The organism is Klebsiella sp. 141203 (assembly GCF_032601985.1).
Taxonomy (GTDB): Bacteria; Pseudomonadota; Gammaproteobacteria; order Enterobacterales; family Enterobacteriaceae; genus Klebsiella; species Klebsiella aerogenes.
This window is the reverse complement of sequence record NZ_JAQIRL010000003.1, coordinates 81,681-107,758: the sequence shown is the minus strand read 5'-3', so window position 1 is coordinate 107,758 and position 26,078 is coordinate 81,681. Positions and strand designations below refer to the sequence as shown.

The following is a 26,078-nucleotide window of genomic DNA, read 5'->3' as shown; positions in this document are numbered from 1 at the left end:
CGGGCAATACGGTTATTGATAAATCGGCAGCAGATTAAAGCTCGACAGGAAATGCACCACCGCGTTGCCGAGCCCGAACAGCAGGATCAGCGCAATCATCGGTTTTCCGCCCCAAACGCGGAACTGTGGGCTGCCGAAGCGTTTACGCGAAGCGCGAGCCAGCAGCGCCGGCACAATCGCCGCCCATACCGTCGCCGCCAGGCCGGCATAGCCGATGGCATAAAGGAACCCATCTGGTTTCACCAGCCCGCCAATCATCGGCGGGATAAAGGTCAACAGCGCGGTTTTAAAGCGTCCCATCGCGCTATCGTCAAAGCCAAACAGATCCGCGAGATAATCGAACAGCCCCAGCGTCACGCCGAGGAAGGAACTGGCGACGGCAAAGTTGGAGAACACCACCAGCAGCAGATCCAGACCGCGGCTATTCAGCACACCGCTCAGCGCCTGCACCAGCACATCAATGTTGCCGCCCTTCTGGGCGATACCGATAAACTGCGGACGAGGGATATTACCCATCGTCACCAGCAGCCAGACGACATACAGACCCAGCGCCAGCAGCGTACCGTAAATCAGACAGCGGGTAATGGTGCGTGGATCCTTACCATAATATTTCATCAGGCTCGGCACGTTACCGTGATAGCCAAACGAGGCCAGGCAGAACGGCAGCGTCATCAGCAGGTATGGCGCATAGGAGGCATTCTTCTCCACGACGTTAAACAGCGTCGTCGGCTCGACGTGCCCCAGCAGGCTGCCGAAGGTCAGGAAGAAGGTAATCACCTTAGCGCCCAGTACGATAGCCGTCATGCGGCTCACCGCTTTCGTGCTCATCCAGACGATAAAGGCCACCAGCAGCGCAAAGCCGAAGCCCGCAGCGCGCGCCGGTACGTTCAGCGACATCTCACTGAAGGTGTGGTGCAGGATCGAACCGCTCGCCGAAATATAGGCGTAGGTCAGGATATACAGCACAAAGGCGATCGACACGCCGTTCACCAGGTTCCAGCCTTTGCCGAGCAGGTCTTTGGTAATGGTGTCGAAGCTGGAGCCAATCCGGTAGTTAAGGTTGGCTTCCAGAATCATCAAACCGGAGTGCAGCATGCAGAACCAGGTAAAAACCAGCGCCGCCAACGACCAGAAGAACCACGCGCCGGACATGACCACCGGCAGCGAGAACATGCCTGCGCCAATAATCGTGCCGCCGATAATCACCACGCCGCCAAATAAAGACGGTCGGGTGGCCGTAGTCGTTAGTGTCGCCATTTGCCGAAATCTCCAGTGGAAAATACTTCGCTCACGTTGAGCATGACGCACTGTACCAGTACACGAGTACAAAAGAAATAAAAAAAGCCCCAATCATGACGATCGGGGCTGTATTATTTACTTTACGCTAGCGGATTGCGCTTATTACGCATCGCCACCGAAACGACGACGACCAGCGGAGTCATCACGGCGCGGCGCAGAAGAATCGTCACGACGCGGCGCGCGGCCGCCTTCACGACGTTCGCCGCTGAAACGACGACCTTCACCACGTCCGCCTTCGCGACGTTCGCCACCGAAGCTACGGCCACCTTCACGACGCTCGCCGCCGAAGCCACGACCGCCTTCACGACGCTCGCCGCCGCCACGACGTTCGGTGCGCGGCTGCGCATCGCCCAGCAGCTGCATGTTCATCGGCTTGTTCAGGATGCGGGTACGAGTAAAGTGCTGCAGCACTTCGCCCGGCATACCTTTCGGCAGTTCGATGGTGGAGTGAGAACCGAACAGCTTGATGTTGCCGATGTAGCGGCTGCTGATGTCGCCTTCGTTAGCGATCGCGCCAACGATATGACGAACTTCAACGCCGTCATCACGGCCCACTTCAATGCGGTACAGTTCCATTTCACCCACGTCACGACGCTCACGCTTCGGACGATCTTCACGATCGCCACGCGGACCGCGGTCATTACGGTCGCCACGGCGTTCGAAACGGTCATCACGATCGCGGAACTCACGCTTAGGACGCATCGGCGCATCCGGCGGAACGATCAGAGAACGTTCGCCCTGGGCCATTTTCAGCAGCGCAGCGGCCAGCGTTTCTACGTCCAGCTCTTCGCCTTCCGCAGTCGGCTGGATTTTAGCCAGCAGCGCACGATACTGGTCCAGATCGCTGCTTTCCAGCTGCTGCTGAACTTTAGCGGCGAATTTCTCCAGACGACGTTTGCCCAGCAGTTCCGCGTTCGGCAGTTCTACTTCAGGGATCGTCAGCTTCATCGTACGTTCGATGTTACGCAGCAGGCGACGTTCACGGTTCTCAACGAACAGCAGCGCGCGACCCGCACGACCCGCACGACCGGTACGGCCGATACGGTGAACGTAAGATTCGGAATCCATCGGGATGTCATAGTTAACAACCAGGCTGATACGCTCAACGTCAAGGCCGCGGGCCGCAACGTCGGTGGCGATCAGGATGTCCAGACGACCGTCTTTCAGGCGCTCCAGAGTCTGCTCACGCAGCGCCTGGTTCATATCGCCGTTCAGCGCGGCGCTGTTATAGCCGCTACGCTCCAGCGCTTCTGCCACTTCCAGAGTCGCGTTTTTGGTACGCACGAAGATAATCGCCGCATCAAAGTCTTCCGCTTCCAGGAAACGCACCAGCGCTTCGTTTTTACGCATACCGTAAGCAGTCCAGTAGCTCTGGCTAATGTCCGGGCGCGTGGTGACGCTGGACTGAATGCGCACTTCCTGCGGCTCTTTCATAAAGCGGCGGGTAATGCGACGAATCGCTTCCGGCATCGTGGCGGAGAACAGAGCGGTCTGATGACCTTCCGGGATCTGCGCCATGATAGTTTCTACGTCTTCGATAAAGCCCATGCGCAGCATTTCATCTGCTTCATCCAGTACCAGACCGCTCAGTTTAGAGAGATCCAGCGTACCGCGCTTCAGGTGGTCCAGCAGACGACCCGGGGTACCGACGACGATCTGCGGCCCCTGGCGCAGGGCGCGCAGCTGCACGTCATAACGCTGGCCGCCGTACAGGGCAACCACGTTTACGCCGCGCATATGTTTAGAGAATTCCGTCATTGCTTCAGCAACCTGTACCGCCAGTTCGCGGGTCGGCGCCAGCACCAGAATCTGTGGTGCTCTAAGCTCAGGATCGATGTTGTTCAGCAGCGGTAAAGAGAACGCTGCGGTCTTACCGCTACCGGTCTGGGCCATACCCAGAACGTCGCGGCCGTCCAGCAGATGCGGAATGCACTCAGCCTGGATCGGAGATGGTTTTTCGTAACCCAGATCGTTAAGCGCTTCAAGGATAGGAGCCTTCAGGCCCAGATCTGCAAAAGTGGTTTCGAATTCAGCCATGTAGTACGTGTGCCTCAAAATTAATGGCGGCCAGTCTACATAACTCATCGTGAAAATTTAGAGTAATTTTCATTGAAAAGTGTGAACCGGCTCAAAGTAGGTGTATTAACGAACAACAACGCCCTCACCCGCGAAGGTGATGGCAATCAAAAAATGGGCTGATGTGTGTTCGTCAGCTATTGCTGGTCCGATTCTGCCAGGTCATCTTGCTCCTGGCCCAAGAGCGATAATTCCAACAATGCGTATCGGTGCTCAACGTAGTTATGAACGTTGTTAGCGACCGCCAGTTTGAACAGTGCCGTAGCGCTGTCCTTGTCCCCCAGACTTAGGTAGTACTTACCTAAATAGAAGTTGGTTTCACTGAGATGCTCAGCGAGCGAGGTGTTATCCGTTGCGTCTGCCTTCAGACGGGTCATCAGCTCTTTTTCGCTAATGTCGCCAAGGTAGAACTCGACAATGTTCCATCCCCATTGCTCTTTATCCGACTTGTTGAAGCGCTGTTTCAGTGCTTCAAGCGCCTGCTTCTCATCAAGCTTACGCTCGGCGAGGTATAACCACAGACTGCGGAAAGGATCATTGGGATCGTCTTGATAAAACGCCAGCAGATCATCTTGCGCTAACTTAGCACGGCCGCCGTAATACAGAGCGATGCCGCGGTTTAAGTGCGCGTAGTTGTAAGTTGGATCAAGCTCAAGTACAGAATCAAACGCTTCATAGGCAGCATCAAAATTGCCTGCCTGCGTTAAATAAATGCCTAAGTAATTGAATACTTCAGGCATATCGGGTCGGATTGCCAGCGCTTGTGAAAAATCATTTCGCGCTAGTGCCCTCAGACCGAGACTATCATACAACACTCCGCGCTCATATAAAAGCTGTGCGCGTTCGTCATCGGTTAAAGCCCGACTGGCAAGAATTTGTTCCATGCGCGCCAGAATCACTTCTTGCTGCAAAGTCGGTTGCAATGGTACCGCGAGGACGGCGTCCTTACGCCAGGCAGAGTTGCTGCATCCTGCCAGCGTGAGAGCTGTCGCCACGAAACACCAGCGCAGAAAAGGCTTCATTTCCCACTCCCGAAGACAACGATTGGATGAACGTCCAGTTCCCCGGCTGCAAAAAGGCATCCTGCCCGGAATAGACCCTCCGCCGAAGCGGAGGGCAATCGGCAACCTTACTCGCCCTGCTCTGCAGCCGGAGCTTCCGGCGCGTTAGCTGGCTGAGTCTGCTCAGTTGCTTCTTTAATGCTCAGACGTACGCGGCCCTGACGGTCAACTTCCAGAACCTTAACCGGTACTTCCTGACCCATCTGCAGGTAATCAGTCACTTTCTCAACACGCTTGTCAGCGATCTGAGAGATGTGGACCAGACCTTCTTTACCGCCGCCGATGGCAACGAATGCGCCAAAGTCAACGATACGGGTCACTTTACCATTGTAGATACGGCCAACTTCGATCTCAGCGGTGATCTCTTCGATACGACGGATAGCGTGCTGCGCTTTGTCGCCGTCGGTCGCTGCGATCTTCACGGTACCGTCATCTTCGATTTCGATGGTGGTGCCGGTTTCTTCGGTCAGGGCACGGATAACAGAACCGCCTTTACCGATAACGTCTTTGATCTTGTCCGGGTTGATCTTGATGGTGTGGATACGCGGTGCGAATTCGGAGATGTCGCCGCGCGGCGCGTTAATCGCCTGTTCCATCACGCCCAGGATGTGCAGACGCGCACCTTTAGCCTGGTTCAGAGCAACCTGCATGATTTCTTTGGTGATACCTTCAATTTTGATATCCATCTGCAGCGCAGAGATACCGTCGCGAGAACCCGCAACTTTGAAGTCCATATCGCCAAGGTGGTCTTCGTCACCCAGAATGTCGGACAGTACGACGAAGTTATCGCCTTCTTTCACCAGACCCATTGCGATACCCGCAACGGCGGCTTTTACCGGCACGCCAGCGTCCATCAGCGCCAGAGATGCGCCACAGACGGAAGCCATGGAAGAAGAACCGTTGGATTCGGTGATTTCAGATACCACGCGAACGGTGTACGGGAATTCGTCGATTGTCGGCATCACGGCCAGAACGCCGCGCTTAGCCAGACGACCGTGACCGATTTCACGACGCTTCGGAGAACCAACCATACCAGTTTCGCCTACGGAGTACGGAGGGAAGTTATAGTGGAACAGGAAGGAGTCCGTGCGCTCGCCCATCAGTTCGTCGATGTTCTGCGCGTCGCGTGCGGTACCCAGAGTCGCGGTAACCAGCGCCTGAGTTTCGCCACGGGTAAACAGTGCGGAACCGTGGGTACGCGGCAGTACGCCGGTACGAACGTCCAGACCACGGATCATGTCTTTTTCGCGGCCATCGATACGCGGCTCGCCTGCCAGTACGCGGCTACGAACGACGTTTTTCTCGATAGCGTGCAGGATTTCACCCAGTTCGTTGGCGTCCAGGGTTTCGTCTTCGGCAACCAGCGTCGCGATGGTTTCAGATTTGATCACGTCAACCTGAGCGTAACGCTCTTGTTTGTCGGTGATACGGTAAGCATCGCTCAGGCGGGATTCAGCCAGCGCAGCAACGCGCGCGTTCAGGGCGGCGTCAACCACTTCCGGCTGCCAGTCCCAACGCGGTTTACCGGCTTCTTTCACCAGGTCGTTGATGTTCTGAATAACAACCTGCTGCTGCTCGTGGCCAAAGACCACCGCGCCCAGCATCTGGTCTTCGCTCAGCAGTTCAGCTTCGGATTCAACCATCAGTACGGCCGCTTCGGTACCGGCAACCACCAGATCCAGTTTGCTGGACTTCAGCTCTTCCTGGGTTGGGTTCAGTACGTACTGGTCGTTGATGTAACCCACGCGAGCGGCGCCGATTGGGCCATTGAACGGAATACCAGACAGCGACAGCGCTGCGGAAGCGCCGATCATCGCGACGATATCCGGGTTAACCTGCGGGTTAACGGAAACGACGGTGGCAATAACCTGAACTTCGTTAACGAAGCCTTCCGGGAACAGCGGACGAACCGGGCGGTCAATCAGACGCGCGATCAGGGTTTCGCCTTCGCTTGGACGGCCTTCACGACGGAAGAAGCCACCCGGGATTTTACCGGCAGCGTAGGTACGCTCCTGGTAGTTAACAGTCAGCGGGAAGAAGTCCTGGCCCGGTTTCGCTTTTTTCTGACCCACAACGGTAACGAATACCGCGGTGTCATCCATGCTAACCATCACAGCGGCCGTTGCCTGGCGCGCCATCATGCCGGTCTCCAGGGTTACGGTGTGTTGGCCGTACTGGAATTTACGAACGATCGGATTAAGCAAAATTCTATCCTTTTATCTAAAAATGACGCCATATCCACGATATCGCGTCTGATGACCCGATCCTCTGCATCCTCGCGACTAATGACAACCTTTACCCGCCCCTGCGGATGAAGCCTCTCATTAGCCGCGCGAACCTCTGCATGAAGATCATTAATAGCAACAATACATGAGTTTTTAATGAATTGCTGCCGCCTGGTCGAAAAAAGGGGCCGTGAGGCCCCTTTTTCTGAAACTCGCAGAATTAGCGACGCAGACCCAGACGCTCGATCAGCGAAGAGTAACGTGCAACATCTTTACGTTTCAGGTAGTCGAGCAGTTTACGACGCTGAGAAACCATGCGCAGCAGACCACGACGGCTGTGGTGATCTTTTTTGTGCTCTGCAAAGTGACCCTGCAGGTGGTTGATCTGTGCAGTCAGCAGTGCAACCTGAACTTCAGTAGAACCGCTGTCGTTTGCGCCACGACCGAACTCAGAAACGATTTGTGCTTTAGCTTCAACGCTTAGAGACATTTTCAAACTCCAAAATTATAAGTAAAGAAAGGGTGCCGATCTCTAATTCAGCAACCCCTGATGCAACGCCCGAAAATGTTAAAACACTTTAGCGGACGTTAAGCGGCGATATTCTACTCGTAGCAGGCTTTTATCGCAACAAAAGCGCTCACTGCGGGTATTCCACCACCAAACGACGAGGCGCGACGCGGCCTTCATCGTCGATTTCGCCCATGCCGAGGAACTTGCCGGACTCGCTTTCCATCACCCGCACCAGCCCGTTAAGCGGCGCGCCTGACTGACGAACCGGATTACCGTTCTTAAAGTAGACCGCGGAAGTTTCTGGAATATGAACCAGCGGATAATCCGACGCCGGGCTGTCCATCGGCATCAACAGCGGGTCAAGCAGTTGAGCGGCGGGAATATCCTGCGCCGCCGCCTGTTCGACCAGCGCCTGCAGCTGCTCAAGAGTCACCATCCGCTCGACCGGATATTTGCTCACCGCCAGGCGACGCAGGAAAATCACGTGCGCGCCGCAGCCAAGCTTCTCGCCCAAATCATCGATAATCGTACGGATGTAGGTGCCTTTCGAACAGTGGATCTCAAGCTCCAGTTCATCTCCTTCATGGCGAATAAACAGCAGCTCATAGACCGTAATCGGCCGGGCTTCACGCGGGACCTCAATGCCCTGACGAGCGTATTCATACAGCTTTTTACCCTGATATTTCAGCGCCGAGTACATCGACGGCACCTGCTGCGTTTCGCCGCGGAAGCTATCCAGCGCCGCCGCCAGCTGTTCTTCGCTAAAGGTGAGCGGGCGTTCTTCCACCACCTGGCCATCGGCGTCGGAGGTATCCGTACGCTGACCAAGTTTGGCGATCACGCGATAACGCTTATCAGAGTCCAGCAGATACTGGGAAAACTTAGTCGCTTCGCCTAGACACACCGGCAGCATACCGGTCGCCAGCGGATCCAGCGCGCCGGTATGCCCAGCGCGGTTGGCGTTATAAATGCGTTTTACTTTCTGCAGCACATCGTTGCTGGAGGCGCCCTGAGGCTTATCCAGCAGCAATACGCCGTGCACGTCGCGGCCGCGACGACGAGGACGACTCATTAGTCCTCCTTGCTGTCGTCCGGGTTCACACGACGCTCATCGTCGTGTTTCACCACGCTGGTAACCAGATTGGACATGCGCATCCCTTCTACCAGCGAGTTGTCGTAGAAGAAAGTCAGTTCCGGCACGATGCGCAGGCGCATCGCTTTGCCCAGCAGAGAGCGGATAAAACCAGACGCTTCCTGCAGCGCTTTGATGCCCGCTTTCACCGCGGCTTCGTCTTTGTCGTTGAGGAAGGTGACATACACTTTGGCATAGGCCAGGTCACGGGACATTTCTACGCCGGAAACGGTAGTCATCATGCCCAGACGCGGGTCTTTGATTTCACGCTGCAGGATGATGGCAATTTCTTTTTGCATCTCCTGGGCCACGCGCTGCGGGCGACCAAATTCTTTCGCCATAATAAATTCTCCAGAATAAAGACAAAAAAGGGGCCAAAAGCCCCTTTTTAAAATTATTGCCGGGTGGCGCTTCGCTTACCCGGCTTACGTTTAGCTATCTGACGATTAATCGATGCTACGCTGGATTTCGATGATTTCGAACACTTCGATCATATCGCCAACGCGAACGTCGTTGTAGTTCTTCACGCCGATACCACATTCCATGCCGTTACGGACTTCGTTAACGTCATCTTTGAAGCGGCGCAGGGATTCCAGCTCGCCTTCATAGATAACCACGTTGTCGCGCAGGACGCGGATTGGGTTGTGACGCTTAATCGTACCTTCGGTAACCATACAGCCCGCGATGGCGCCGAATTTCGGCGATTTGAAGACATCACGCACTTCAGCCAGACCAATGATCTGCTGTTTCAGTTCCGGAGACAGCATGCCGCTCATCGCCGCTTTCACTTCGTCGATCAGGTTATAGATGACGGAGTAGTAACGCAGATCCAGGCTTTCTGACTCGATAACTTTACGTGCGGAAGCATCGGCACGAACGTTGAAGCCAACCAGAATCGCGTTGGAAGCTGCAGCCAGGGTCGCGTCGGTTTCGGTGATACCACCTACGCCGGAACCGATGATCTTCACTTTCACTTCGTCGGTAGACAGTTTCAGTAAGGAATCGGAAATCGCTTCGACAGAACCCTGCACGTCCGCTTTCAGTACGATGTTCACTTCGTGAACTTCGCCTTCGGTCATGTTAGCGAACATGTTTTCCAGTTTAGATTTCTGCTGGCGAGCCAGTTTAACTTCACGGAATTTGCCCTGACGATACAGCGCAACTTCACGCGCTTTTTTCTCGTCACGAACGACGGTAACTTCATCACCCGCCGCCGGAACGCCGGACAGACCGAGGATTTCCACCGGAATGGACGGACCCGCTTCCAGCACTTCGCGACCCAGCTCGTCACGCATCGCACGTACGCGGCCATATTCAAAGCCACACAGTACGATATCACCCTTGTGCAGAGTACCTTCGCGAACCAGAACGGTAGCCACCGGGCCACGACCTTTGTCCAGGAAGGATTCGATGACCGCGCCGCTCGCCATACCGTTACGTACCGCTTTCAGCTCGAGAACTTCAGCCTGCAGCAGGATAGCGTTCAGCAGGTCGTCGATACCGGTACCGACTTTCGCTGATACTGGGATGAACTGCGCTTCGCCGCCCCACTCTTCCGGCATAACGCCGTACTGGGAGAGTTCGTTCTTCACGCGATCCATATCCGCTTCCGGCTTATCGATCTTGTTCACTGCAACCACTACCGGCACCTGCGCCGCTTTGGCGTGCTGGATAGCTTCCACAGTCTGCGGCATCACGCCGTCGTCTGCCGCCACGACCAGAACCACGATATCCGTCGCCTGCGCGCCACGAGCACGCATGGAGGTAAACGCGGCGTGGCCCGGGGTGTCCAGGAAGGTGATCATGCCGTTGTCGGTTTCTACGTGGTACGCACCGATGTGCTGGGTAATACCACCCGCTTCGCCGGAGGCAACCTTAGTAGAACGAATGTAGTCCAGCAGAGAGGTTTTACCGTGGTCAACGTGACCCATGATGGTCACTACCGGTGCGCGCGGTTCAGCCGCAGCGCCGGTGTCACGGTCGCTCATTACTGCTTCTTCCAGCTCGTTTTCACGACGCAGGATAACTTTGTGGCCCATCTCTTCGGCAACCAGCTGAGCGGTTTCCTGGTCGATGACCTGGTTGATGGTCGCCATCGCGCCCAGTTTCATCATCGCTTTGATGACCTGAGAGCCTTTGACCGCCATCTTGTTGGCCAGCTCGCCAACGGTAATGGTTTCGCCGATCACAACATCACGGTTAACAGCCTGAGCCGGCTTCTGGAAGCCCTGCTGCAGAGAAGAACCTTTACGATGTTTGCCGCCTTTACCACCGCGAACGGCCGCACGGGCTTCTTCACGGTCAGCTTTAGATTCAGCGTGTTTGTTGCCTTTCTTCGCCGGACGCGCAGCTTTGCTGTTACGGCCACGGCCGCGACCGCCTTCAACTTCACGATCGTTATCATCTTCAGCCTGACGTGCATGCTGAGACGTGGTTACGTGATAGTCGGTCGTTTCTTCTGGGGTTTCCGGAGTTTCACTCCAGTTTTTTTCATTTTCTTCAGCCATACGGCGTGCTTCTTCCGCTACACGGCGCGCTTCTTCTTCAAGTTTGCGGCGTGCTTCTTCTTCCGATTTGCGCTTCAGCTCCGCTGCTTCGTTCTCACGGCGGGTCTTTTCAGCCTGGGCGGTCTTGGTCATTTCGTCGGTATGTTGATTGCTCACTTTGTCTTTTTCCGCGGCTTCACGTTTCGCTTTATCAGCGACTTCACGTTTAGCTTGTTCTGCGGCCTCACGTTCAGCTTTTAATTGCGCCTCGCGTTTAGCTGCTTCTTCAGCTTCACGACGGGCCTGCTCTTCCGCTTCACGCTGCGCCTGCTCTTCCGCGGCCAGGCGTTCAGCCTCTTGCGGATCGCGTTTCACAAAGGTGCGTTTCTTGCGGACTTCGATTTGTACCGATTTACTCTTTCCACCGGTACCTGGAATATTCAACGTGCTGCGCGTTTTACGCTGCAACGTCAGCTTGTCAGGCGCCGAGCCGTGTTCACGGTTCAGGTGCGTTAACAAGGTTTGCTTCTCTTGCGCGGTCACAGAATCATCAGCCGATTTGCGAATACCTGCATCAGCAAATTGCTGTATCAGGCGATCCACAGAGGTCTGAATTTCTGAGGCCAGCGCTTTAATAGTCACATCTGTCATGCTGTTCCTTCCTGCTACAGTTTATTACGCTTCGTCGCCGAACCAACAAATGTTGCGAGCAGCCATGATGAGTTCACCAGCTTTCTCGTCGGTCATACCTTCGATATCAGCCAGGTCATCAACGCCCTGTTCGGCGAGATCTTCCAGCGTACAAACACCACGGGCAGCCAGCTTAAACGCCAGAGCACGGTCCAAACCTTCCAGATTCAGTAAATCGTCGGCAGGTTTGTTGTCTCCCAGGCTTTCTTCCTGAGCCAGCGCCAGTGTAGTCAGTGCGTTTTTCGCACGCTCACGAAGTGCTTCAACGGTCGCTTCATCAAGGCCGTCGATTTCCAGCAGTTCTTTCATCGGCACATAGGCCAGTTCTTCCAGCGAGGAGAAGCCCTCTTCAACCAGTACGGTTGCGAAATCTTCATCAATATCGAGATATTTGGTGAAGGTATCGATAGCGGCATGGGCTTCAGCCTGGTGCTTAGCCTGCAGGTCATCAACGGTCATGACGTTGAGTTCCCAGCCGCTGAGCTGCGATGCCAGGCGGACGTTCTGGCCGTTACGGCCGATCGCCTGCGCCAGGTTGCCCGCTTCTACCGCGATGTCCATGGTGTGTTTATCTTCATCCACCACGATGGACGCGACGTCAGCCGGCGCCATGGCGTTAATCACGAACTGCGCCGGGTTATCATCCCACAGGACGATATCGATGCGCTCGCCGCCAAGCTCGGTAGAAACCGCCTGAACGCGCGCGCCGCGCATACCTACGCAAGCGCCAACCGGGTCGATACGCTTGTCATTGGTTTTCACGGCGATTTTCGCACGAGAACCCGGATCGCGGGCTGCGGCTTTGATTTCCAGCACTTCTTCGCCGATTTCCGGCACTTCAATGCGGAACAGTTCGACCAGCATCTCCGGTTTGGAGCGAGTCACGAACAGCTGCGCGCCGCGCGCTTCCGGACGAACGGCGTACAGTACGCCGCGAATACGGTCGCCCGGACGGAAGTTTTCACGCGGCAGCATATCTTCACGCAGGATCACGGCTTCAGCGTTGCTGCCCAGATCCAGAGTGATGTTGTCGCGGTTTACTTTTTTCACCACGCCGGTGATTATCTCACCTTCGTGCTCGCGGAACTGATCGACAACCATCGCGCGCTCAGCTTCACGTACTTTCTGTACGATAACCTGTTTAGCGGTCTGCGTGGTGATACGGTCGAAGGTGACAGATTCAATCTGATCTTCAACGTAATCGCCGACGTTCATGCTTTCATCTTCGTAACGCGCGGCTTCCAGCGTGATCTCGCGAGTCGGTTGAGTCACCTCTTCAACCACCAGCCAGCGACGGAAGGTGTCGAAATCACCGCTTTTACGGTCGATTTCTACGCGAACGTCGATCTCTTGTTCGTATTTTTTCTTGGTCGCCGTTGCCAGAGCGCTTTCCAACGCTTCGAAAATCTTCTCGCGCGGCAGCGCTTTTTCGTTGGAAACGGCTTCAACAACAGCCAAAATTTCTTTGTTCATCGGGGCCTTTCACCTCAATCCAGACTGTTAAAAGTGGGGAACCAGGTTCGCCTTCTGGATGTTACTCAGCGCGAACACTTCATCTTTGCCTTCGACGGTTACCGTGATCATCTCACCGTCTACCGCTTTGATAATGCCCTGCCATTTACGACGGTTCTGTACCGCCATACGCAGCACCAGCGAAACTTCTTCACCGGTGAAACGTTGATAGTGTTCAGCAGTAAACATCGGACGGTCGAGACCAGGCGAAGAGACTTCCAGGTTGTAAGCGACGGTGATTGGATCTTCGACATCCATGACAGCACTGACCTGGTGGCTCACATCAGCACAATCATCAACATTGATGCCATCTTCACTATCAATATAGATGCGCAGTGTGGATGTGCGACCGCGAATAAATTCGATGCCGACCAGCTCAAAGCCAAGCGCTTCAACTGGCGCAGTGAGCATCTCTGTTAATTTTTGCTCTAATGTGGACAAACCCACCCCCAAGACATAAAAAAAGGGCGTATAGCCCAGTTATTCTGAAGTCAGATAACAAAAAACCCCGATAAATCGGGGCTTTAGATAACTGAACCCTGAGACCGCAATTGCGATCTGGAACACCTTCCAGAAGAATTCTTTCAAATCCGGCTACGAAGGACCTAGTCCTCACAGTATATTTGAAAAAGTACTTAATGGGAAAGTGGTTGCGGGGGCCGGATTTGAACCGACGACCTTCGGGTTATGAGCCCGACGAGCTACCAGGCTGCTCCACCCCGCGCCTGAAACGTGGCATATTTTACTCTTTCTGAGTAAAAGACGCAAATACTGCTGGGATTTGGTACCGAGGACGGGACATAAAATCGTGGTGAATTGTATCGATAAATCATATATTTTGTCAACATCCATTTTACACCACCCGCTTGCCGTTTATGCTGGCATTTCAGGCTTTTTTAGCAAAATCACCATCAGGCTCTTCCTGTCGCCAGCAAAAGATGATTAAATGAAAACTCACAATTAGTGCATAAAAATGCAAATTTGTTGTTGAGTCGAACTCACCACAGTCTATCTAGCAGGGTTTTATTTTATGACGACGATTCTTAAGCATCTCCCGGTTGGTCAACGTATTGGTATTGCTTTCTCTGGTGGACTGGATACCAGCGCCGCCCTGCTGTGGATGCGTAAAAAAGGCGCGGTTCCTTATGCATATACCGCGAACCTGGGCCAGCCTGACGAAGACGACTACGAGGCCATTCCGCGTCGTGCAAAAGAGTATGGCGCTGAAGGCGCTCGTCTGATTGATTGCCGCAAACAACTGGTGGCGGAAGGCATCGCGGCGATTCAGTGCGGCGCATTCCATAACACCACCGGCGGCTTAACCTATTTCAACACCACGCCGCTGGGCCGCGCCGTAACCGGCACCATGCTGGTTGCCGCGATGAAAGAAGACGGCGTCAACATCTGGGGCGACGGTAGCACTTATAAAGGCAACGATATCGAGCGTTTTTATCGCTACGGCTTGCTGACCAATGCGGAACTGCAGATTTACAAACCGTGGCTGGATAGCGACTTCATTGATGAACTGGGCGGCCGTCATGAAATGTCCGAGTTTATGATAGCCTGCGGCTTCGACTACAAAATGTCTGTCGAAAAAGCCTACTCCACCGACTCCAACATGCTGGGCGCGACGCACGAAGCGAAAGATCTCGAATTCCTTAATTCCAGCGTGAAAATCGTCAACCCGATTATGGGCGTGAAGTTCTGGGATGAAAGCGTAAAAATCGCCGCTGAAGAAGTGACCGTGCGTTTTGAACAGGGCCACCCGGTTGCGTTGAATGGCAAAACGTTCAGCGATGACGTCGAACTGATGCTGGAAGCTAACCGCATCGGTGGTCGCCACGGTCTGGGCATGAGCGATCAGATTGAAAACCGCATCATTGAAGCGAAAAGCCGCGGCATCTATGAAGCTCCGGGGATGGCACTGCTGCATATCGCCTACGAGCGCCTGCTGACCGGTATCCATAACGAAGATACCATTGAGCAATATCATGCTCATGGCCGCCAGTTGGGTCGCCTGCTCTATCAGGGTCGCTGGTTCGATTCCCAGGCGCTGATGCTGCGCGATTCGCTGCAGCGTTGGGTTGCCAGCCAGATCACCGGCGAAGTGACGCTGGAACTGCGTCGCGGCAACGACTACTCAATCCTGAATACCGTTTCAGACAATCTGACCTATAAAGCAGAGCGTCTGACCATGGAAAAAGGCGATTCTATGTTTACCGCTGAAGATCGTATCGGCCAGTTGACCATGCGCAACCTGGACATTACCGATACCCGTGAGAAGCTCTTCGGCTATGCCCAATCCGGGCTGCTCAGCGCATCTTCCGCCACCGGTCTGCCACAAGTTGAAAACCTGGAAAATCGCGATAAATAAACCGCGAAGCCAAACTCACCAGCCGGCGCTAACCCGCCGGCTTTTTTATTTCCGCAATAAATCCTAAATGACAACCCTACTTTATCGTTATAGTTTATGGCATCACTATTTTTAATAATCACCATCTATAATTTATCGAATACCTGTACTCTTATACCGAGAGGATCGCAATGAATATTAAACCTCCCGTTCGGCCGCAAGAGGCGATCAATCGTCTGATGGCGCTGCTGGAACCGTATGCCACGCCAATAAATATGGTCGCAAGGAAAAGGCTTAGCTGGGAATATAAAGGCAAAATCCAGCTCTATCTGTTTAAGAAAGGTGAGTTATCTATTTTTCGCTCATCGGACAGATTACTCATGGTCACCGTCTATGAACCGCACCTGTTTGGCGTAGCCGAGATGCTGCAGCCCAGCCGTAGCCACGGCCTTCGCGCGGAAGTCGACACGGAGATCCTGCGGATTGACAGCGACAAAGCCATGCAACTCATCAGTGAGCATAACATGTGGGAAGAGGTCACCCGACTGCTGGCTTACCACACCTCTTATTTGGTGTATCGCGACGATTTAGTATTACAACAGCGGACTTATTCGGTCATTCGTAATCATTTAATGGAAATGTTACTCCTTCCGGAAGAAACCCGATTGCGGGTATCCATGCTGGAATATATTCAGGACCGCACACACCTGTCGCGCAGCAGCATTCTGAATGTGTTATCAGCGTTGAAAAAGGGTGGCTATATCGAGTTTGCCCGCGGTGGTTATTTACAGAGTATCACCTCCCTGCCTGAGAAGTTTTAATCCCCTATCGACCCTGCCACTTATCGCCCCACCATTGTTTAAAATTAAACATATAAACGGTAACGGTGGGCGATAAATGCTTTTATTCTGCACATAACTATTAAACCAGAAACCCGTTAATTTTTGCCCGAACGCTCGTATCGGGCATTTTTTTACCCGAAGGAATACGAATAATGAGCATGTTCAGACTGAAATCCATCCTGCTTATCACCGCCCTGAGCGCCAGCAGCGCCGCCTTCGCTTCCGTTAGTCTTCACGGTGAAGCCGGTTCAGAATTCACCAACTTATCAGCCAGCTTTAATCCGCAGTCTCCCGGAATGACCTTTAACGGTAACTGGGCGCATAGCGATAACGATGGCGATACGGTGGGATTAGGTATGGGTTATAACTTCGATCTGGGTCCGTTCCTGCTGACGGCCGGCGGTAAAGCGGTATACCTGAATCCGAACGATGGCGATGAAGGCTATGCGATTGCCCTCGGCGGCGGCGCTCAGCTACCGCTTGGCGATTTCTTTACTTTGTTCGGTGAGGCTTATTATTCCCCGGATTCCATGTCCAGCGGCGTTGATGAATATCTCGAAGCCAATGCCGGCTTACGCGTGAATATCATCAAATCCATGAGCATCGAAGCGGGCTATCGCTATATCGATATGGCGGGTAAACATGACCACCGCGATAACGTTCTGGCGGATGGCGCCTATGCAGGTTTCAATTTCCGTTTCTAAGTTCGACAAAAGGGATTGCCTGCCGGCAATCCCTCCTTATTATGCGACTGATGGGATGGTTTTCAGCAGCTTATTAATTTCCTGCAAGCCTGCCATATTGTTCTCTTTACGGTAGACGTCGTTCATCGACGCCATTTGCTCAAGTTTGGTTAACGCACCGTAGACTTGAAACGCCTCGCTATCCTTATCAAAGACATCCCGTTTATCCACATCCTGTAAATAGTTGCTTTTAAGCGACTGGCTTAACTTGCTGATGAGTAGACTGTTATCCTTAAAACAGTTAACGACCGTTGATGATTCCGGCGCGGGCGCGGAATTATTAATAACCGGCACCTGTAGGGTATTCAACGTGTCTACTGTTTCTGGCGACGAATGGCTGCTGCATCCGGCCAGGCCCAACATACCGGCAATGATAACTACTTTTAAAGTACGCATGGCGTCACTGAACCTCGTCAAAATTGATGAGGGCGACTTTAGCGATTTCACGGGGTTCAAAACCAGCGGAGTGTTGTTTATAAATAAACAGCCAACAAGAAGGACAAAAACAAAAAAAGACGCTTTTCAGCGTCTTTTCTCTGGAATATTGGTACCGAGGATGGGACTCGAACCCACAAGCCCGTTAGGGCACTACCACCTCAAGGTAGCGTGTCTACCAATTCCACCACCTCGGTACAGAATACTTAGTGCGGGATATCGCTGGCCGGCTGAGCCGGTGCAGTTGGCTGAGTCTGCTCAGATTTCGGCGCACTCAGGTTATCCCACTCGCTTCCTTTATTGGTCTTGTTGCTGTTGATATTACCCAGCGCCAGACTGATGATGAAGAACAGCGCGGCCAGAATGCCGGTCATACGGGTCATGAAGTTACCAGAACCGCTAGAACCAAACAACGTGCCAGAAGCGCCTGCTCCGAAGGAGGCTCCCATGTCAGCGCCTTTACCTTGCTGCAGCATGATCAGGCCAACAAGGGCAATCGCTACAATAAGGAAAATTACTAAAAGAGCTTCGTACATAATCAACCTGTTCCTTGCGGATTCGCCGCATACCAAGTGCTTCACCAATAAAGCGGGACGTTTTAATATTTCCCACTGAAGCGGGTGTGAATACTAACCAAAGCGAATAACCTTCGCAAGGGCAATTTTGGCGTATTGTATCAACTGCGGAAAAAAACAGCAAAAAGCGTTTTTATATGCTTAAAAAGGCAGCAAGAGCCGCCTTTTTAATCACTTAGCTGCGATAGTTATACGCTTTTAACCGCATCGGCGATACGGTGGGCAAATTCCTTCACCTGCGCTTCATGCTCGCCTTCAACCATCACGCGGATCAGCGGTTCAGTACCGGATTTACGCAGCAGCACGCGTCCACGGTTCCCCAGCGCAGCTTCTACTTCGGCAGTCACCGCTTTCACGCTTTCATGCTCCAGCGGATTGCCGCTGCCTTCGGTAAAGCGCACATTGACCAGAATCTGCGGGAACATTTTCATTCCGCTGCACAGATCGTGCAGGCTCATATGATTGCGCACCATCGCCGCCACGACCTGCAGGCTGGCGACAATGCCATCGCCGGTGGTGGTTTTGTCCAGCAGGATCACGTGGCCGGAGTTTTCCGCACCGATACGCCAGCCTTTTTCCTGCAGTTTTTCCAGCACGTAACGGTCACCCACTTTCGCGCGGGTAAACGGAATGCCAAGCTGCTTAAGCGCCAGCTCAAGACCCATGTTGCTCATCAGCGTGCCGACTGCGCCACCGCGCAGCTGGCCCTGACGTAGGCCTTCACGGGCGATAATATAGAGGATCTGATCGCCATCGACTTTATTACCTTCATGGTCAACCATGATGACGCGATCGCCATCGCCGTCATAGGCAATACCCAGATCGGCTTTTTCCGCCAGTACGCGAGCCTGCAGCGCGCGTACATCGGTTGCGCCAACCTCTTCGTTAATGTTCAGCCCATCAGGTTCACAGCCCATCGCGATAACCTGCGCGCCCAATTCGCGGAATACATTCGGCGCAATGTGGTAAGTCGCGCCGTGGGCGCAATCCACCACCACCTTCAGCGAGCCGAGGCTCAGCTCATTCGGGAAGGTGCCTTTGCAAAACTCAATATAGCGGCCAGCGGCATCGACGATACGGCTGGCTTTCCCAAGCTCAGCGGAATCAACGCAGGTCAGCTCTTTTTCCATTTCTGCTTCAATCGCTTCTTCGACGTCATCCGGAAGCTTAGTGCCTTCGATGGAAAAGAATTTAATACCGTTGTCGTAGAAAGGGTTATGAGAGGCAGAGATGACGATTCCCGCTTCAGCGCGGAAGGCGCGGGTCAGATAGGCGATAGCCGGCGTCGGCATAGGGCCGGTAAACGAGGCGGACAAACCCGCAGCCGCCAGGCCAGCTTCCAGCGCGGATTCCAGCATATAGCCAGAAATTCGCGTGTCTTTGCCGATAATGATTTTACGTGAACCATGGCGTGCCAGCACTTTGCCTGCCGCCCAACCCAGCTTCAGCACGAACTCAGGTGTAATAGGTGCGTCGCCAACGCGGCCACGAATACCATCGGTGCCAAAATATTTGCGGTTACTCATAACGTTTATTTTCCTTAGCGGCCAGGGTGGCTTCTACCACGCGCAGCGCTTCTACCGTTTCTTTGACATCATGGACGCGAATTATCTGCGCGCCCTGCATTGCAGCAATGACTGCGCAGGACAAGCTGCCGCTCAGCCGTTCCGACGGCCCTACGTTCAACAGCTGACCCACCATCGACTTACGCGACATCCCCACCAGCAGCGGGAGCCCAAAATGATGGAACTCCCCTAGTCGGGCAAGCAGTTCATAGTTATGGGAAAGATTTTTACCGAATCCGAATCCCGGGTCGAGCAACAATTTTTCTTTTGCGATCCCCGCCTGTTCGCAGCGCACAATGTGTTCAGCAAAAAAACGGTCAACATCGGCAAAAACATCTTCGTACTTCGGCGCTTCCTGCATCGTTTTCGGCTGCCCCTGCATATGCATCAGGCACACCGGTAGCCCGGTTTGCGCGGCGGCCTGCAGGGCGCCAGGCTCGGTTAATGAACGGATATCGTTAATGATATGTGCGCCAGCGCGCGCGGATTCGCGGATGACCTCGGCTTTCGAGGTATCAACCGAGATCCAGACTTCAAAACGCTGTGCAATTGCCTCAACCACCGGGATCACCCGCGCCAGCTCTTCCTCGACGCTGACATCCGCCGCGCCAGGCCGGGTTGATTCACCGCCGATATCAATAATAGTCGCCCCGGCGTTAATCATCAGGTTGGCATGCTTAACCGCTTCAATCAGTGAATTGTGGCTGCCGCCATCGGAGAAGGAATCCGGCGTAACGTTAAGGATCCCCATCACATGCGGATGGGAGAGATCGAGCGTTGACCCCTGGGCGTGTAATTGCATGTTTTCTTTCCGCTATGGTTTATACAGTTGTAGTACGGACAGGGCTCGGCCCGCACCATCTTAGAGATTCTGGCGGTGACATCATTCAATTCCTCAAGAGGATAATGAAGCACCGGCGTTTAAATATTCAAAAAATGAATATTATCAGACAGACGGCTCATCCGCGCGTGTTGCAGCCGCCGCCATCCCGAAAACATTTTACGCGATGGACGATAGCACGCCATCGCCATAGTTATGTTCTGAAAGAGGATCCCGCGCAGCCGGTAAAGACGGGCGTATAAAAACAAAAGGGCCGCAGCGGATTAGGCTGCGGCCCTTATTAGTCAGAGCGCTTTAGCAAAGCGTGGAGACTTATTTGTCGCCCAGCTGTTCCGACATGGTATTGCCCGGGTTCGGCGTACGCGGCTCATCAACCGGACGCGGCGCCGTCGGGGTGCCATTGTTGCCAGAGTTGTTAGAAGAACCAGGTTCTTCCCAACCCGCCGGCGGACGAACATCGCGACGAGCCATCAGGTCGTCAATCTGCGGCGCATCGATGGTCTCATATTTCATGAGCGCATCTTTCATCGCGTGCAGAATATCCATGTTGTCGTTCAGCAGCTGGCGAGCACGACCGTAGTTACGCTCAATTAGCGATTTCACTTCCTGGTCGATGATGCGCGCGGTTTCATCAGACATATGCTTCGCTTTCGCGACGCTACGGCCGAGGAACACTTCGCCCTCTTCTTCGGCATACAGCAGCGGGCCGAGTTTGTCAGAGAAGCCCCACTGGGTGACCATGTTACGCGCTAGGTTAGTCGCAACTTTAATATCGTTGGACGCGCCGGTAGAAACATGTTCCGCACCGTAGATAATCTCTTCAGCCAGACGCCCGCCGTACAGAGTGGAGATCTGACTTTCCAGTTTCTGACGGCTGGCGCTGATAGCATCGCCTTCCGGCAGGAAGAAGGTCACACCCAGCGCACGGCCGCGCGGGATAATCGTCACTTTGTGTACCGGATCGTGCTCTGGTACCAGACGGCCGATAATCGCGTGGCCCGCTTCGTGGTATGCGGTTGATTCTTTCTGCGCTTCCGTCATCACCATGGAGCGACGTTCCGCACCCATCATGATTTTGTCTTTCGCTTTTTCGAACTCAACCATCGAGACGACGCGTTTGTTGCCACGGGCAGCAAACAGGGCTGCTTCGTTCACCAGGTTCGCGAGGTCAGCACCGGAGAAACCAGGAGTACCACGGGCAATAATTGCCGCGTCGATATCCGGCGCCAGCGGTACGCGACGCATGTGAACTTTAAGGATCTGCTCACGACCACGAACATCCGGCAGACCAACGACAACCTGACGGTCGAAACGGCCAGGACGCAGCAGTGCCGGGTCCAGAACGTCCGGACGGTTAGTCGCGGCGATAACGATGATACCTTCGTTACCTTCGAAGCCGTCCATCTCAACCAGCATCTGGTTCAGGGTCTGTTCACGCTCATCGTGACCACCGCCAAGACCGGCGCCACGCTGGCGACCGACGGCGTCGATTTCATCGATGAAGATGATGCAAGGCGCTGCTTTCTTAGCTTGTTCGAACATGTCGCGTACGCGAGACGCGCCGACACCCACAAACATTTCTACGAAGTCAGAACCGGAAATAGTAAAGAACGGCACTTTGGCTTCGCCGGCGATAGCTTTCGCCAGCAGCGTTTTACCGGTACCCGGAGGGCCGACCATCAGGACGCCTTTCGGGATTTTACCGCCCAGCTTCTGGAAACGGCTCGGTTCGCGCAGATATTCAACCAGCTCGCCCACTTCCTCTTTCGCTTCGTCGCAACCGGCAACGTCAGCAAAGGTGGTTTTGATCTGGTCTTCGGTCAGCATTCGGGCCTTGCTCTTGCCGAAGGACATCGCGCCCTTTCCGCCGCCGCCCTGCATCTGACGCATAAAGAATATCCAGACGCCGATCAGTAGCAGCATCGGGAACCAGGAAATGAAGATGGAAGCCAGCAGGCTCGGTTCTTCCGGCGGTTCGCCAACCACTTTGACGTTTTTAGTCAACAGGTTGTCGAGCAGCTTCGGATCGTTAACCGGAATGTAAGTCGTGTAACGGTTACTATCTTTCTTGGTAACGTTGATCTCACGTCCGTTGATACGCGCTTCGCGAACCTGGTCCTGATTGACCTCTTGCAGGAAGGTAGAATAATCCACCTTGCGGCCATTCGACTCGCTGGGCCCAAAGCTCTGGAATACTGACATCAGCACAACGGCAATGACCAGCCAGAGTATTAGGTTTTTCGCCATGTCACTCAAGGGATTAACCTCTTATTACAACTGTGTTAAAAACAGCGTCAGGATACTCTATATCCAGCGTCTTTCAAACTTTCGTTTGAAATCTACCGGTTATGGTTTACGCCCGGTCGCTACAATATACACTTCACGCGAACGAGCGCGGGAAGAGTCCGGCTTACGAACTTTGACCTTCGTAAACAGGGAGCGAATTTCTCTAAGATACTCATCGAAGCCTTCGCCCTGGAACACCTTCACAACAAAACTACCACCTGGCGCTAATACATCACGAGACATTTCAAGCGCCAGTTCTACCAGATACATAGCCCGGGGAATATCCACCGCCGGTGTTCCGCACATATTCGGCGCCATATCGGACATGACAACTTGTACTTTACTGTCGCCTACTCGCTCAAGTAACGCTTTCAGGACTAATTCATCACGAAAATCGCCCTGAAGGAAGTCCACACCGACGATTGGATCCATTGGTAAAAGATCGCAAGCGATGATGCGGCCGCTGTTTCCGATCTGCGTAACCGCGTATTGCGACCAGCCACCGGGAGCAGCGCCGAGATCGACTATCGTCATCCCCGGCTTAAAAATCTTGTCACTTTGCTGTATTTCATCAAGTTTAAACCAGGCACGGGAACGTAACCCCTTTTTCTGTGCCTGTTGAACATATTTATCGCTAAAGTGTTCCTGAAGCCAGCGGCTTGAGCTGGCAGAACGCTTTTTACCTGTCATTTAACATTCCCATTCGGGTTCATCGTACTTTACTGCGTAAAAATCGACGCGGTAGTTTGGCGATATATGGGAGATGGCGGTAGAATGACCCGTTTTCAATCCCAACGTAAGCAAAAAAATACGATGAATCTGAGTACTAAACAAAAACAGCACCTGAAAGGTCTGGCACATCCGCTCAAGCCGGTAGTTATGCTTGGCAATAATGGTTTGACCGAAGGGGTACTGGCCGAGATCGAACAAGCGTTAGGGCACCATGAGCTCATCAAGGTGAAGATCGCCTCAGAAGATCGCGAAACTAAAGCCTTGATCGTGGAAGCCATCGTGCGTGAAACCGGCGCCTGTAACGTACAGGTCATCGGTAAAACGCTGGTTCTGTACCGCCCAACGCCAGAGCGTAAAATCTCGCTGCCACGCTAAGAATATCCTGAATCCCGACACAACATTGTGTAAAACGAGGGATTTCTGTGGCCAGGCGAGCAAAATGCCATGCTCCTGACGTTGATAAAAGGCCGCTATGCGGCCTTTTTCCTTTCTTTACAATCTATAAACATCGTAGCGGGAAATACGCCTTACAGGTATTCAACCTTGGTAATTTCGTATTCCACTTCACCACCCGGGGTACGGATAGTGACGACGTCATCCTGCTCTTTGCCGATCAGGCCGCGGGCGATCGGTGAATTCACAGAGATCAGATTCTGTTTAAAATCCGCTTCGTCATCGCCCACGATGCGGTAAGTCTGCTCTTCGTCGTTATCCAGGTTCAGCACGCTGACCGTAGAGCCGAAAATCACGCGGCCATTATTCGGCATCTTAGTGATATCGATAACCTGCGCATTCGACAGTTTTGCTTCGATATCCTTGATACGACCTTCGCAGAAGCCCTGCTGTTCGCGGGCGGCGTGGTATTCCGCATTCTCTTTCAGATCGCCGTGCTCACGCGCCTCAGCGATAGCAGCAATAATCTCTGGACGACGTACGGACTTCAGGAAATCCAGTTCTTCGCGCAGTTTTTCTGCGCCACGTAAGGTCATCGGAATAGCTTGCATTTGTTATACCTCTTTATCATTCCTTCATGGAACGGACGGAGTCGTTCCGCCATCGGTCACGTCTTAGCCATGGCCGAAGCAAAAAGAAAACCGACCCGGGAAACACTCCCCAGGTCAGCAGCAATTTTCAATTTGATACGCATTTTACCCTGAAGTTCACTATGGGTCATCGTTTACTTTACAGGGCGATGCACCGTAGTATGACGGCTTGGTTTCAGGTTGTTAGCGCGAGATTATGCGATTTCCCAGATTTATCATCGGATTGACTGCCGGTATAGCGCTTAGCGCTCAGGCCGCGAATATTGACGAGTACATCAGCCAGCTTCCTGCCGGCGCGAACCTTGCCTTCATGGCGCAGAAGGTTGGCTCCCCGACGCCGGAGATAGACTTTCACAGCCAGCAGATGGCGCTGCCTGCCAGTACCCAGAAAGTGATCACCGCGCTGGCCGCGTTGCTGCAGTTGGGGCCGGATTTCCGCTTCACCACGACGCTGGAAACCAAAGGTTCCCTTGACGGCGGCGTGCTGAAAGGCGACCTGATTGCCCGCTTCGGCGGCGATCCGACGCTAAAGCGTCAGGATATCCGCAACATGGTGGCGTCGCTGAAAAAAGCCGGCGTGCAGCGCATTGAAGGCAATGTGCTTATCGATACCTCGGTTTTCGCCAGCCACGATAAAGCCCCCGGCTGGCCATGGAATGACATGACGCAGTGCTTCAGCGCCCCGCCAGCGGCAGCGATCGTTGATCGTAACTGTTTCTCTGTCTCGCTCTATAGCGCACAGAAACCCGGCGATTTGGCCTTTATCCGCGTGGCCTCTTACTATCCGGTCACCATGTTCAGCCAGGTGCGGACGCTGGCGCGCGGCTCCGCAGAAGCGCAGTACTGCGAGCTGGACGTCGTACCAGGCGATCTCAACCGCTACACCCTCACTGGCTGCCTGCCGCAGCGCAGCGAACCGCTACCGCTGGCGTTCGCCATTCAGGACGGCGCAGGCTATGCAGGTGCGATCCTGAAAGCTGAGCTCACCGATGCGGGTATTACCTACAGCGGCACTCTCTTGCGCCAGACCCTGGCCAACGATCCGGGCACCGTGCTGGCGACGACCCAATCGGCGCCGTTGCACGATCTTCTGCGCATCATGTTGAAGAAATCCGACAACATGATTGCCGATACGGTGTTTCGTACTATCGGCCACGCGCGGATGGGCGTGCCGGGAACCTGGCGCGCAGGTTCCGACGCGGTGCGGCAAATCCTGCGCCAGCAGGCGGGTATTGACCTCGGTAACACGATTATCGCCGATGGCTCAGGCCTGTCCCGACACAACCTTATCGCGCCGGCGACGATGATGCAGGTATTGCAGTACATCGCTCAGCACGATAACGAGCTCAACTTTATCTCGATGTTGCCGCTTGCCGGACACGATGGTTCACTGCAGTATCGAGCCGGTCTTCATCAGGCGGGCGTAGACGGTAAGGTTTCGGCGAAGACCGGTTCTCTGCAGGGGGTATATAACCTGGCAGGTTTCATCACCACCGCCAGCGGGCAAAAGATGGCTTTCGTGCAGTACCTCTCCGGCTACGCGGTGCCGCCGGGTGACCAGCGCAACCGCCGCATACCATTGGTGCGCTTCGAAAGTCGACTGTATAAAGATTTGTACCAGAACAACTAAAAACAAAAGGGCCGCATTGGATGATGCGGCCCTTTTTACTC

Annotated in this window: 23 protein-coding genes and 2 tRNA genes; 5 read left to right on the top strand and 20 right to left on the bottom strand. The window is 53.9% G+C overall.

Going from position 1 to position 26,078, the window contains the following annotated elements:
- Positions 1–12: 12 nt before the first annotated feature.
- The 12 genes from mtr to PGR29_RS13045 form a co-directional block, all read right to left on the bottom strand.
- Entirely contained in the window at positions 13–1,257 is a 1,245-nt protein-coding gene (mtr, locus tag PGR29_RS13100; RefSeq protein WP_271032067.1) for a tryptophan permease, read from the bottom strand.
- 144 nt (positions 1,258–1,401) lie between these two features.
- Positions 1,402–3,336, bottom strand: coding sequence for a DEAD/DEAH family ATP-dependent RNA helicase (locus PGR29_RS13095; RefSeq protein WP_271032066.1), 1,935 nt, complete (start codon positions 3,334–3,336; stop codon positions 1,402–1,404).
- Positions 3,329–3,409: a protein YrbN gene (gene yrbN, locus PGR29_RS13090; protein ID WP_086538083.1), complete on the bottom strand. Its 81-nt coding sequence runs from the start codon at positions 3,407–3,409 to the stop codon at positions 3,329–3,331. The genes PGR29_RS13095 and yrbN overlap by 8 nt, the downstream gene beginning before the upstream one ends.
- A gap of 103 nt (positions 3,410–3,512) precedes the next feature.
- Positions 3,513–4,397, bottom strand: a complete 885-nt coding sequence (nlpI, locus tag PGR29_RS13085; RefSeq protein ID WP_020077841.1) for a lipoprotein NlpI — start codon at positions 4,395–4,397, stop codon at positions 3,513–3,515.
- A 107-nt stretch (positions 4,398–4,504) separates the two neighbouring features.
- Positions 4,505–6,640, bottom strand: a complete 2,136-nt coding sequence (gene pnp, locus PGR29_RS13080; protein ID WP_045377942.1) for a polyribonucleotide nucleotidyltransferase — start codon at positions 6,638–6,640, stop codon at positions 4,505–4,507.
- A gap of 241 nt (positions 6,641–6,881) precedes the next feature.
- Positions 6,882–7,151: a 30S ribosomal protein S15 gene (gene rpsO, locus PGR29_RS13075; RefSeq protein ID WP_015369527.1), complete on the bottom strand. Its 270-nt coding sequence runs from the start codon at positions 7,149–7,151 to the stop codon at positions 6,882–6,884.
- Positions 7,152–7,299: 148 nt separating this feature from the next.
- Positions 7,300–8,244, bottom strand: coding sequence for a tRNA pseudouridine(55) synthase TruB (gene truB / locus PGR29_RS13070; protein WP_045394942.1), 945 nt, complete (start codon positions 8,242–8,244; stop codon positions 7,300–7,302).
- Entirely contained in the window at positions 8,244–8,645 is a 402-nt protein-coding gene (gene rbfA, locus PGR29_RS13065) for a 30S ribosome-binding factor RbfA (protein WP_002918248.1), read from the bottom strand. The genes truB and rbfA overlap by 1 nt, the downstream gene beginning before the upstream one ends.
- Positions 8,646–8,750: 105 nt before the next feature.
- Complete coding sequence (gene infB, locus PGR29_RS13060; protein ID WP_087859923.1) at positions 8,751–11,441, bottom strand: translation initiation factor IF-2; 2,691 nt, start codon at positions 11,439–11,441, stop codon at positions 8,751–8,753.
- A 24-nt stretch (positions 11,442–11,465) separates the two neighbouring features.
- On the bottom strand, positions 11,466–12,953 hold the full coding sequence (gene nusA / locus PGR29_RS13055) for a transcription termination factor NusA (RefSeq protein ID WP_015369524.1): 1,488 nt from the start codon (positions 12,951–12,953) through the stop codon (positions 11,466–11,468).
- Positions 12,954–12,980: 27 nt separating this feature from the next.
- Positions 12,981–13,433 carry a ribosome maturation factor RimP gene (rimP, locus tag PGR29_RS13050; RefSeq protein WP_015703598.1) on the bottom strand — a complete coding sequence of 151 codons (453 nt, stop codon included), beginning with the start codon at positions 13,431–13,433 and terminating at the stop codon, positions 12,981–12,983.
- A gap of 206 nt (positions 13,434–13,639) precedes the next feature.
- Positions 13,640–13,716: transfer RNA gene (locus PGR29_RS13045), tRNA-Met, on the bottom strand.
- 306 nt (positions 13,717–14,022) lie between these two features.
- On the opposite strand from PGR29_RS13045, the gene argG reads away from it, so the two are divergent.
- From argG to PGR29_RS13030, 3 genes are all read left to right on the top strand, one after another.
- Positions 14,023–15,366, top strand: a complete 1,344-nt coding sequence (gene argG, locus PGR29_RS13040; protein WP_015369521.1) for an argininosuccinate synthase — start codon at positions 14,023–14,025, stop codon at positions 15,364–15,366.
- 170 nt (positions 15,367–15,536) lie between these two features.
- Positions 15,537–16,166 (top strand): winged helix-turn-helix transcriptional regulator, encoded by a 630-nt coding sequence (locus PGR29_RS13035; RefSeq protein WP_087859924.1) that lies wholly within the window; start codon positions 15,537–15,539, stop codon positions 16,164–16,166.
- Positions 16,167–16,339: 173 nt separating this feature from the next.
- Complete coding sequence (locus tag PGR29_RS13030) at positions 16,340–16,891, top strand: YfaZ family outer membrane protein (protein ID WP_316424666.1); 552 nt, start codon at positions 16,340–16,342, stop codon at positions 16,889–16,891.
- A 39-nt stretch (positions 16,892–16,930) separates the two neighbouring features.
- Here PGR29_RS13030 and PGR29_RS13025 read toward each other — a convergent pair whose 3' ends face one another.
- From PGR29_RS13025 to rlmE, 7 genes are all read right to left on the bottom strand, one after another.
- Positions 16,931–17,326 (bottom strand): hypothetical protein, encoded by a 396-nt coding sequence (locus PGR29_RS13025; RefSeq protein WP_113373136.1) that lies wholly within the window; start codon positions 17,324–17,326, stop codon positions 16,931–16,933.
- A 149-nt stretch (positions 17,327–17,475) separates the two neighbouring features.
- Positions 17,476–17,562 (bottom strand) — tRNA-Leu (locus tag PGR29_RS13020).
- Positions 17,563–17,571: 9 nt separating this feature from the next.
- Positions 17,572–17,901, bottom strand: coding sequence for a preprotein translocase subunit SecG (gene secG / locus PGR29_RS13015; protein WP_015369517.1), 330 nt, complete (start codon positions 17,899–17,901; stop codon positions 17,572–17,574).
- Positions 17,902–18,128: 227 nt separating this feature from the next.
- Positions 18,129–19,466, bottom strand: coding sequence for a phosphoglucosamine mutase (glmM, locus tag PGR29_RS13010; protein WP_032712585.1), 1,338 nt, complete (start codon positions 19,464–19,466; stop codon positions 18,129–18,131).
- On the bottom strand, positions 19,459–20,307 hold the full coding sequence (gene folP / locus PGR29_RS13005; protein WP_063414636.1) for a dihydropteroate synthase: 849 nt from the start codon (positions 20,305–20,307) through the stop codon (positions 19,459–19,461). Before folP ends, glmM begins: the two co-directional genes overlap by 8 nt.
- 351 nt (positions 20,308–20,658) lie before the next feature.
- Complete coding sequence (gene ftsH / locus PGR29_RS13000) at positions 20,659–22,593, bottom strand: ATP-dependent zinc metalloprotease FtsH (protein ID WP_015369514.1); 1,935 nt, start codon at positions 22,591–22,593, stop codon at positions 20,659–20,661.
- 99 nt (positions 22,594–22,692) lie between these two features.
- Positions 22,693–23,322: a 23S rRNA (uridine(2552)-2'-O)-methyltransferase RlmE gene (gene rlmE, locus PGR29_RS12995; RefSeq protein ID WP_008806638.1), complete on the bottom strand. Its 630-nt coding sequence runs from the start codon at positions 23,320–23,322 to the stop codon at positions 22,693–22,695.
- Between the two features lie 123 nt (positions 23,323–23,445).
- Here rlmE and yhbY point away from each other — a divergent pair, with 123 nt between their 5' ends.
- The gene (gene yhbY / locus PGR29_RS12990; protein ID WP_002918374.1) at positions 23,446–23,739 is read left to right on the top strand and encodes a ribosome assembly RNA-binding protein YhbY; all 294 of its coding nucleotides are present in this window, start codon (positions 23,446–23,448) and stop codon (positions 23,737–23,739) included.
- A gap of 152 nt (positions 23,740–23,891) precedes the next feature.
- On the opposite strand, the gene greA is transcribed toward yhbY, so the two are convergent.
- Complete coding sequence (greA, locus tag PGR29_RS12985) at positions 23,892–24,368, bottom strand: transcription elongation factor GreA (protein WP_045394952.1); 477 nt, start codon at positions 24,366–24,368, stop codon at positions 23,892–23,894.
- Between the two features lie 235 nt (positions 24,369–24,603).
- Between greA and dacB the strand changes: the two genes are divergently transcribed.
- On the top strand, positions 24,604–26,037 hold the full coding sequence (gene dacB, locus PGR29_RS12980) for a serine-type D-Ala-D-Ala carboxypeptidase (RefSeq protein ID WP_047044712.1): 1,434 nt from the start codon (positions 24,604–24,606) through the stop codon (positions 26,035–26,037).
- The last annotated feature ends 41 nt before the right edge of the window (positions 26,038–26,078 follow it).

Bases quoted from the DNA above. Each gene is read 5' to 3' on its own strand.
- dacB (WP_047044712.1), top strand. From the start codon at position 24,604: ATGCGATTTCCCAGATTTATCATCGGATTGACTGCCGGTATAGCGCTT.
- yhbY (WP_002918374.1), top strand. From the start codon at position 23,446: ATGAATCTGAGTACTAAACAAAAACAGCACCTGAAAGGTCTGGCACAT.
- yrbN (WP_086538083.1), bottom strand. From the start codon at position 3,409: ATGAAAATTACTCTAAATTTTCACGATGAGTTATGTAGACTGGCCGCC.
- truB (WP_045394942.1), bottom strand. From the start codon at position 8,244: ATGAGTCGTCCTCGTCGTCGCGGCCGCGACGTGCACGGCGTATTGCTG.
- secG (WP_015369517.1), bottom strand. From the start codon at position 17,901: ATGTACGAAGCTCTTTTAGTAATTTTCCTTATTGTAGCGATTGCCCTT.
- nlpI (WP_020077841.1), bottom strand. From the start codon at position 4,397: ATGAAGCCTTTTCTGCGCTGGTGTTTCGTGGCGACAGCTCTCACGCTG.
- nusA (WP_015369524.1), bottom strand. From the start codon at position 12,953: ATGAACAAAGAAATTTTGGCTGTTGTTGAAGCCGTTTCCAACGAAAAA.
- infB (WP_087859923.1), bottom strand. From the start codon at position 11,441: ATGACAGATGTGACTATTAAAGCGCTGGCCTCAGAAATTCAGACCTCT.
- argG (WP_015369521.1), top strand. From the start codon at position 14,023: ATGACGACGATTCTTAAGCATCTCCCGGTTGGTCAACGTATTGGTATT.
- PGR29_RS13030 (WP_316424666.1), top strand. From the start codon at position 16,340: ATGAGCATGTTCAGACTGAAATCCATCCTGCTTATCACCGCCCTGAGC.
- PGR29_RS13035 (WP_087859924.1), top strand. From the start codon at position 15,537: ATGAATATTAAACCTCCCGTTCGGCCGCAAGAGGCGATCAATCGTCTG.
- mtr (WP_271032067.1), bottom strand. From the start codon at position 1,257: ATGGCGACACTAACGACTACGGCCACCCGACCGTCTTTATTTGGCGGC.
- greA (WP_045394952.1), bottom strand. From the start codon at position 24,368: ATGCAAGCTATTCCGATGACCTTACGTGGCGCAGAAAAACTGCGCGAA.
- rpsO (WP_015369527.1), bottom strand. From the start codon at position 7,151: ATGTCTCTAAGCGTTGAAGCTAAAGCACAAATCGTTTCTGAGTTCGGT.
- folP (WP_063414636.1), bottom strand. From the start codon at position 20,307: ATGCAATTACACGCCCAGGGGTCAACGCTCGATCTCTCCCATCCGCAT.
- rbfA (WP_002918248.1), bottom strand. From the start codon at position 8,645: ATGGCGAAAGAATTTGGTCGCCCGCAGCGCGTGGCCCAGGAGATGCAA.
- ftsH (WP_015369514.1), bottom strand. From the start codon at position 22,593: ATGGCGAAAAACCTAATACTCTGGCTGGTCATTGCCGTTGTGCTGATG.
- PGR29_RS13095 (WP_271032066.1), bottom strand. From the start codon at position 3,336: ATGGCTGAATTCGAAACCACTTTTGCAGATCTGGGCCTGAAGGCTCCT.
- rlmE (WP_008806638.1), bottom strand. From the start codon at position 23,322: ATGACAGGTAAAAAGCGTTCTGCCAGCTCAAGCCGCTGGCTTCAGGAA.
- glmM (WP_032712585.1), bottom strand. From the start codon at position 19,466: ATGAGTAACCGCAAATATTTTGGCACCGATGGTATTCGTGGCCGCGTT.
- PGR29_RS13025 (WP_113373136.1), bottom strand. From the start codon at position 17,326: ATGCGTACTTTAAAAGTAGTTATCATTGCCGGTATGTTGGGCCTGGCC.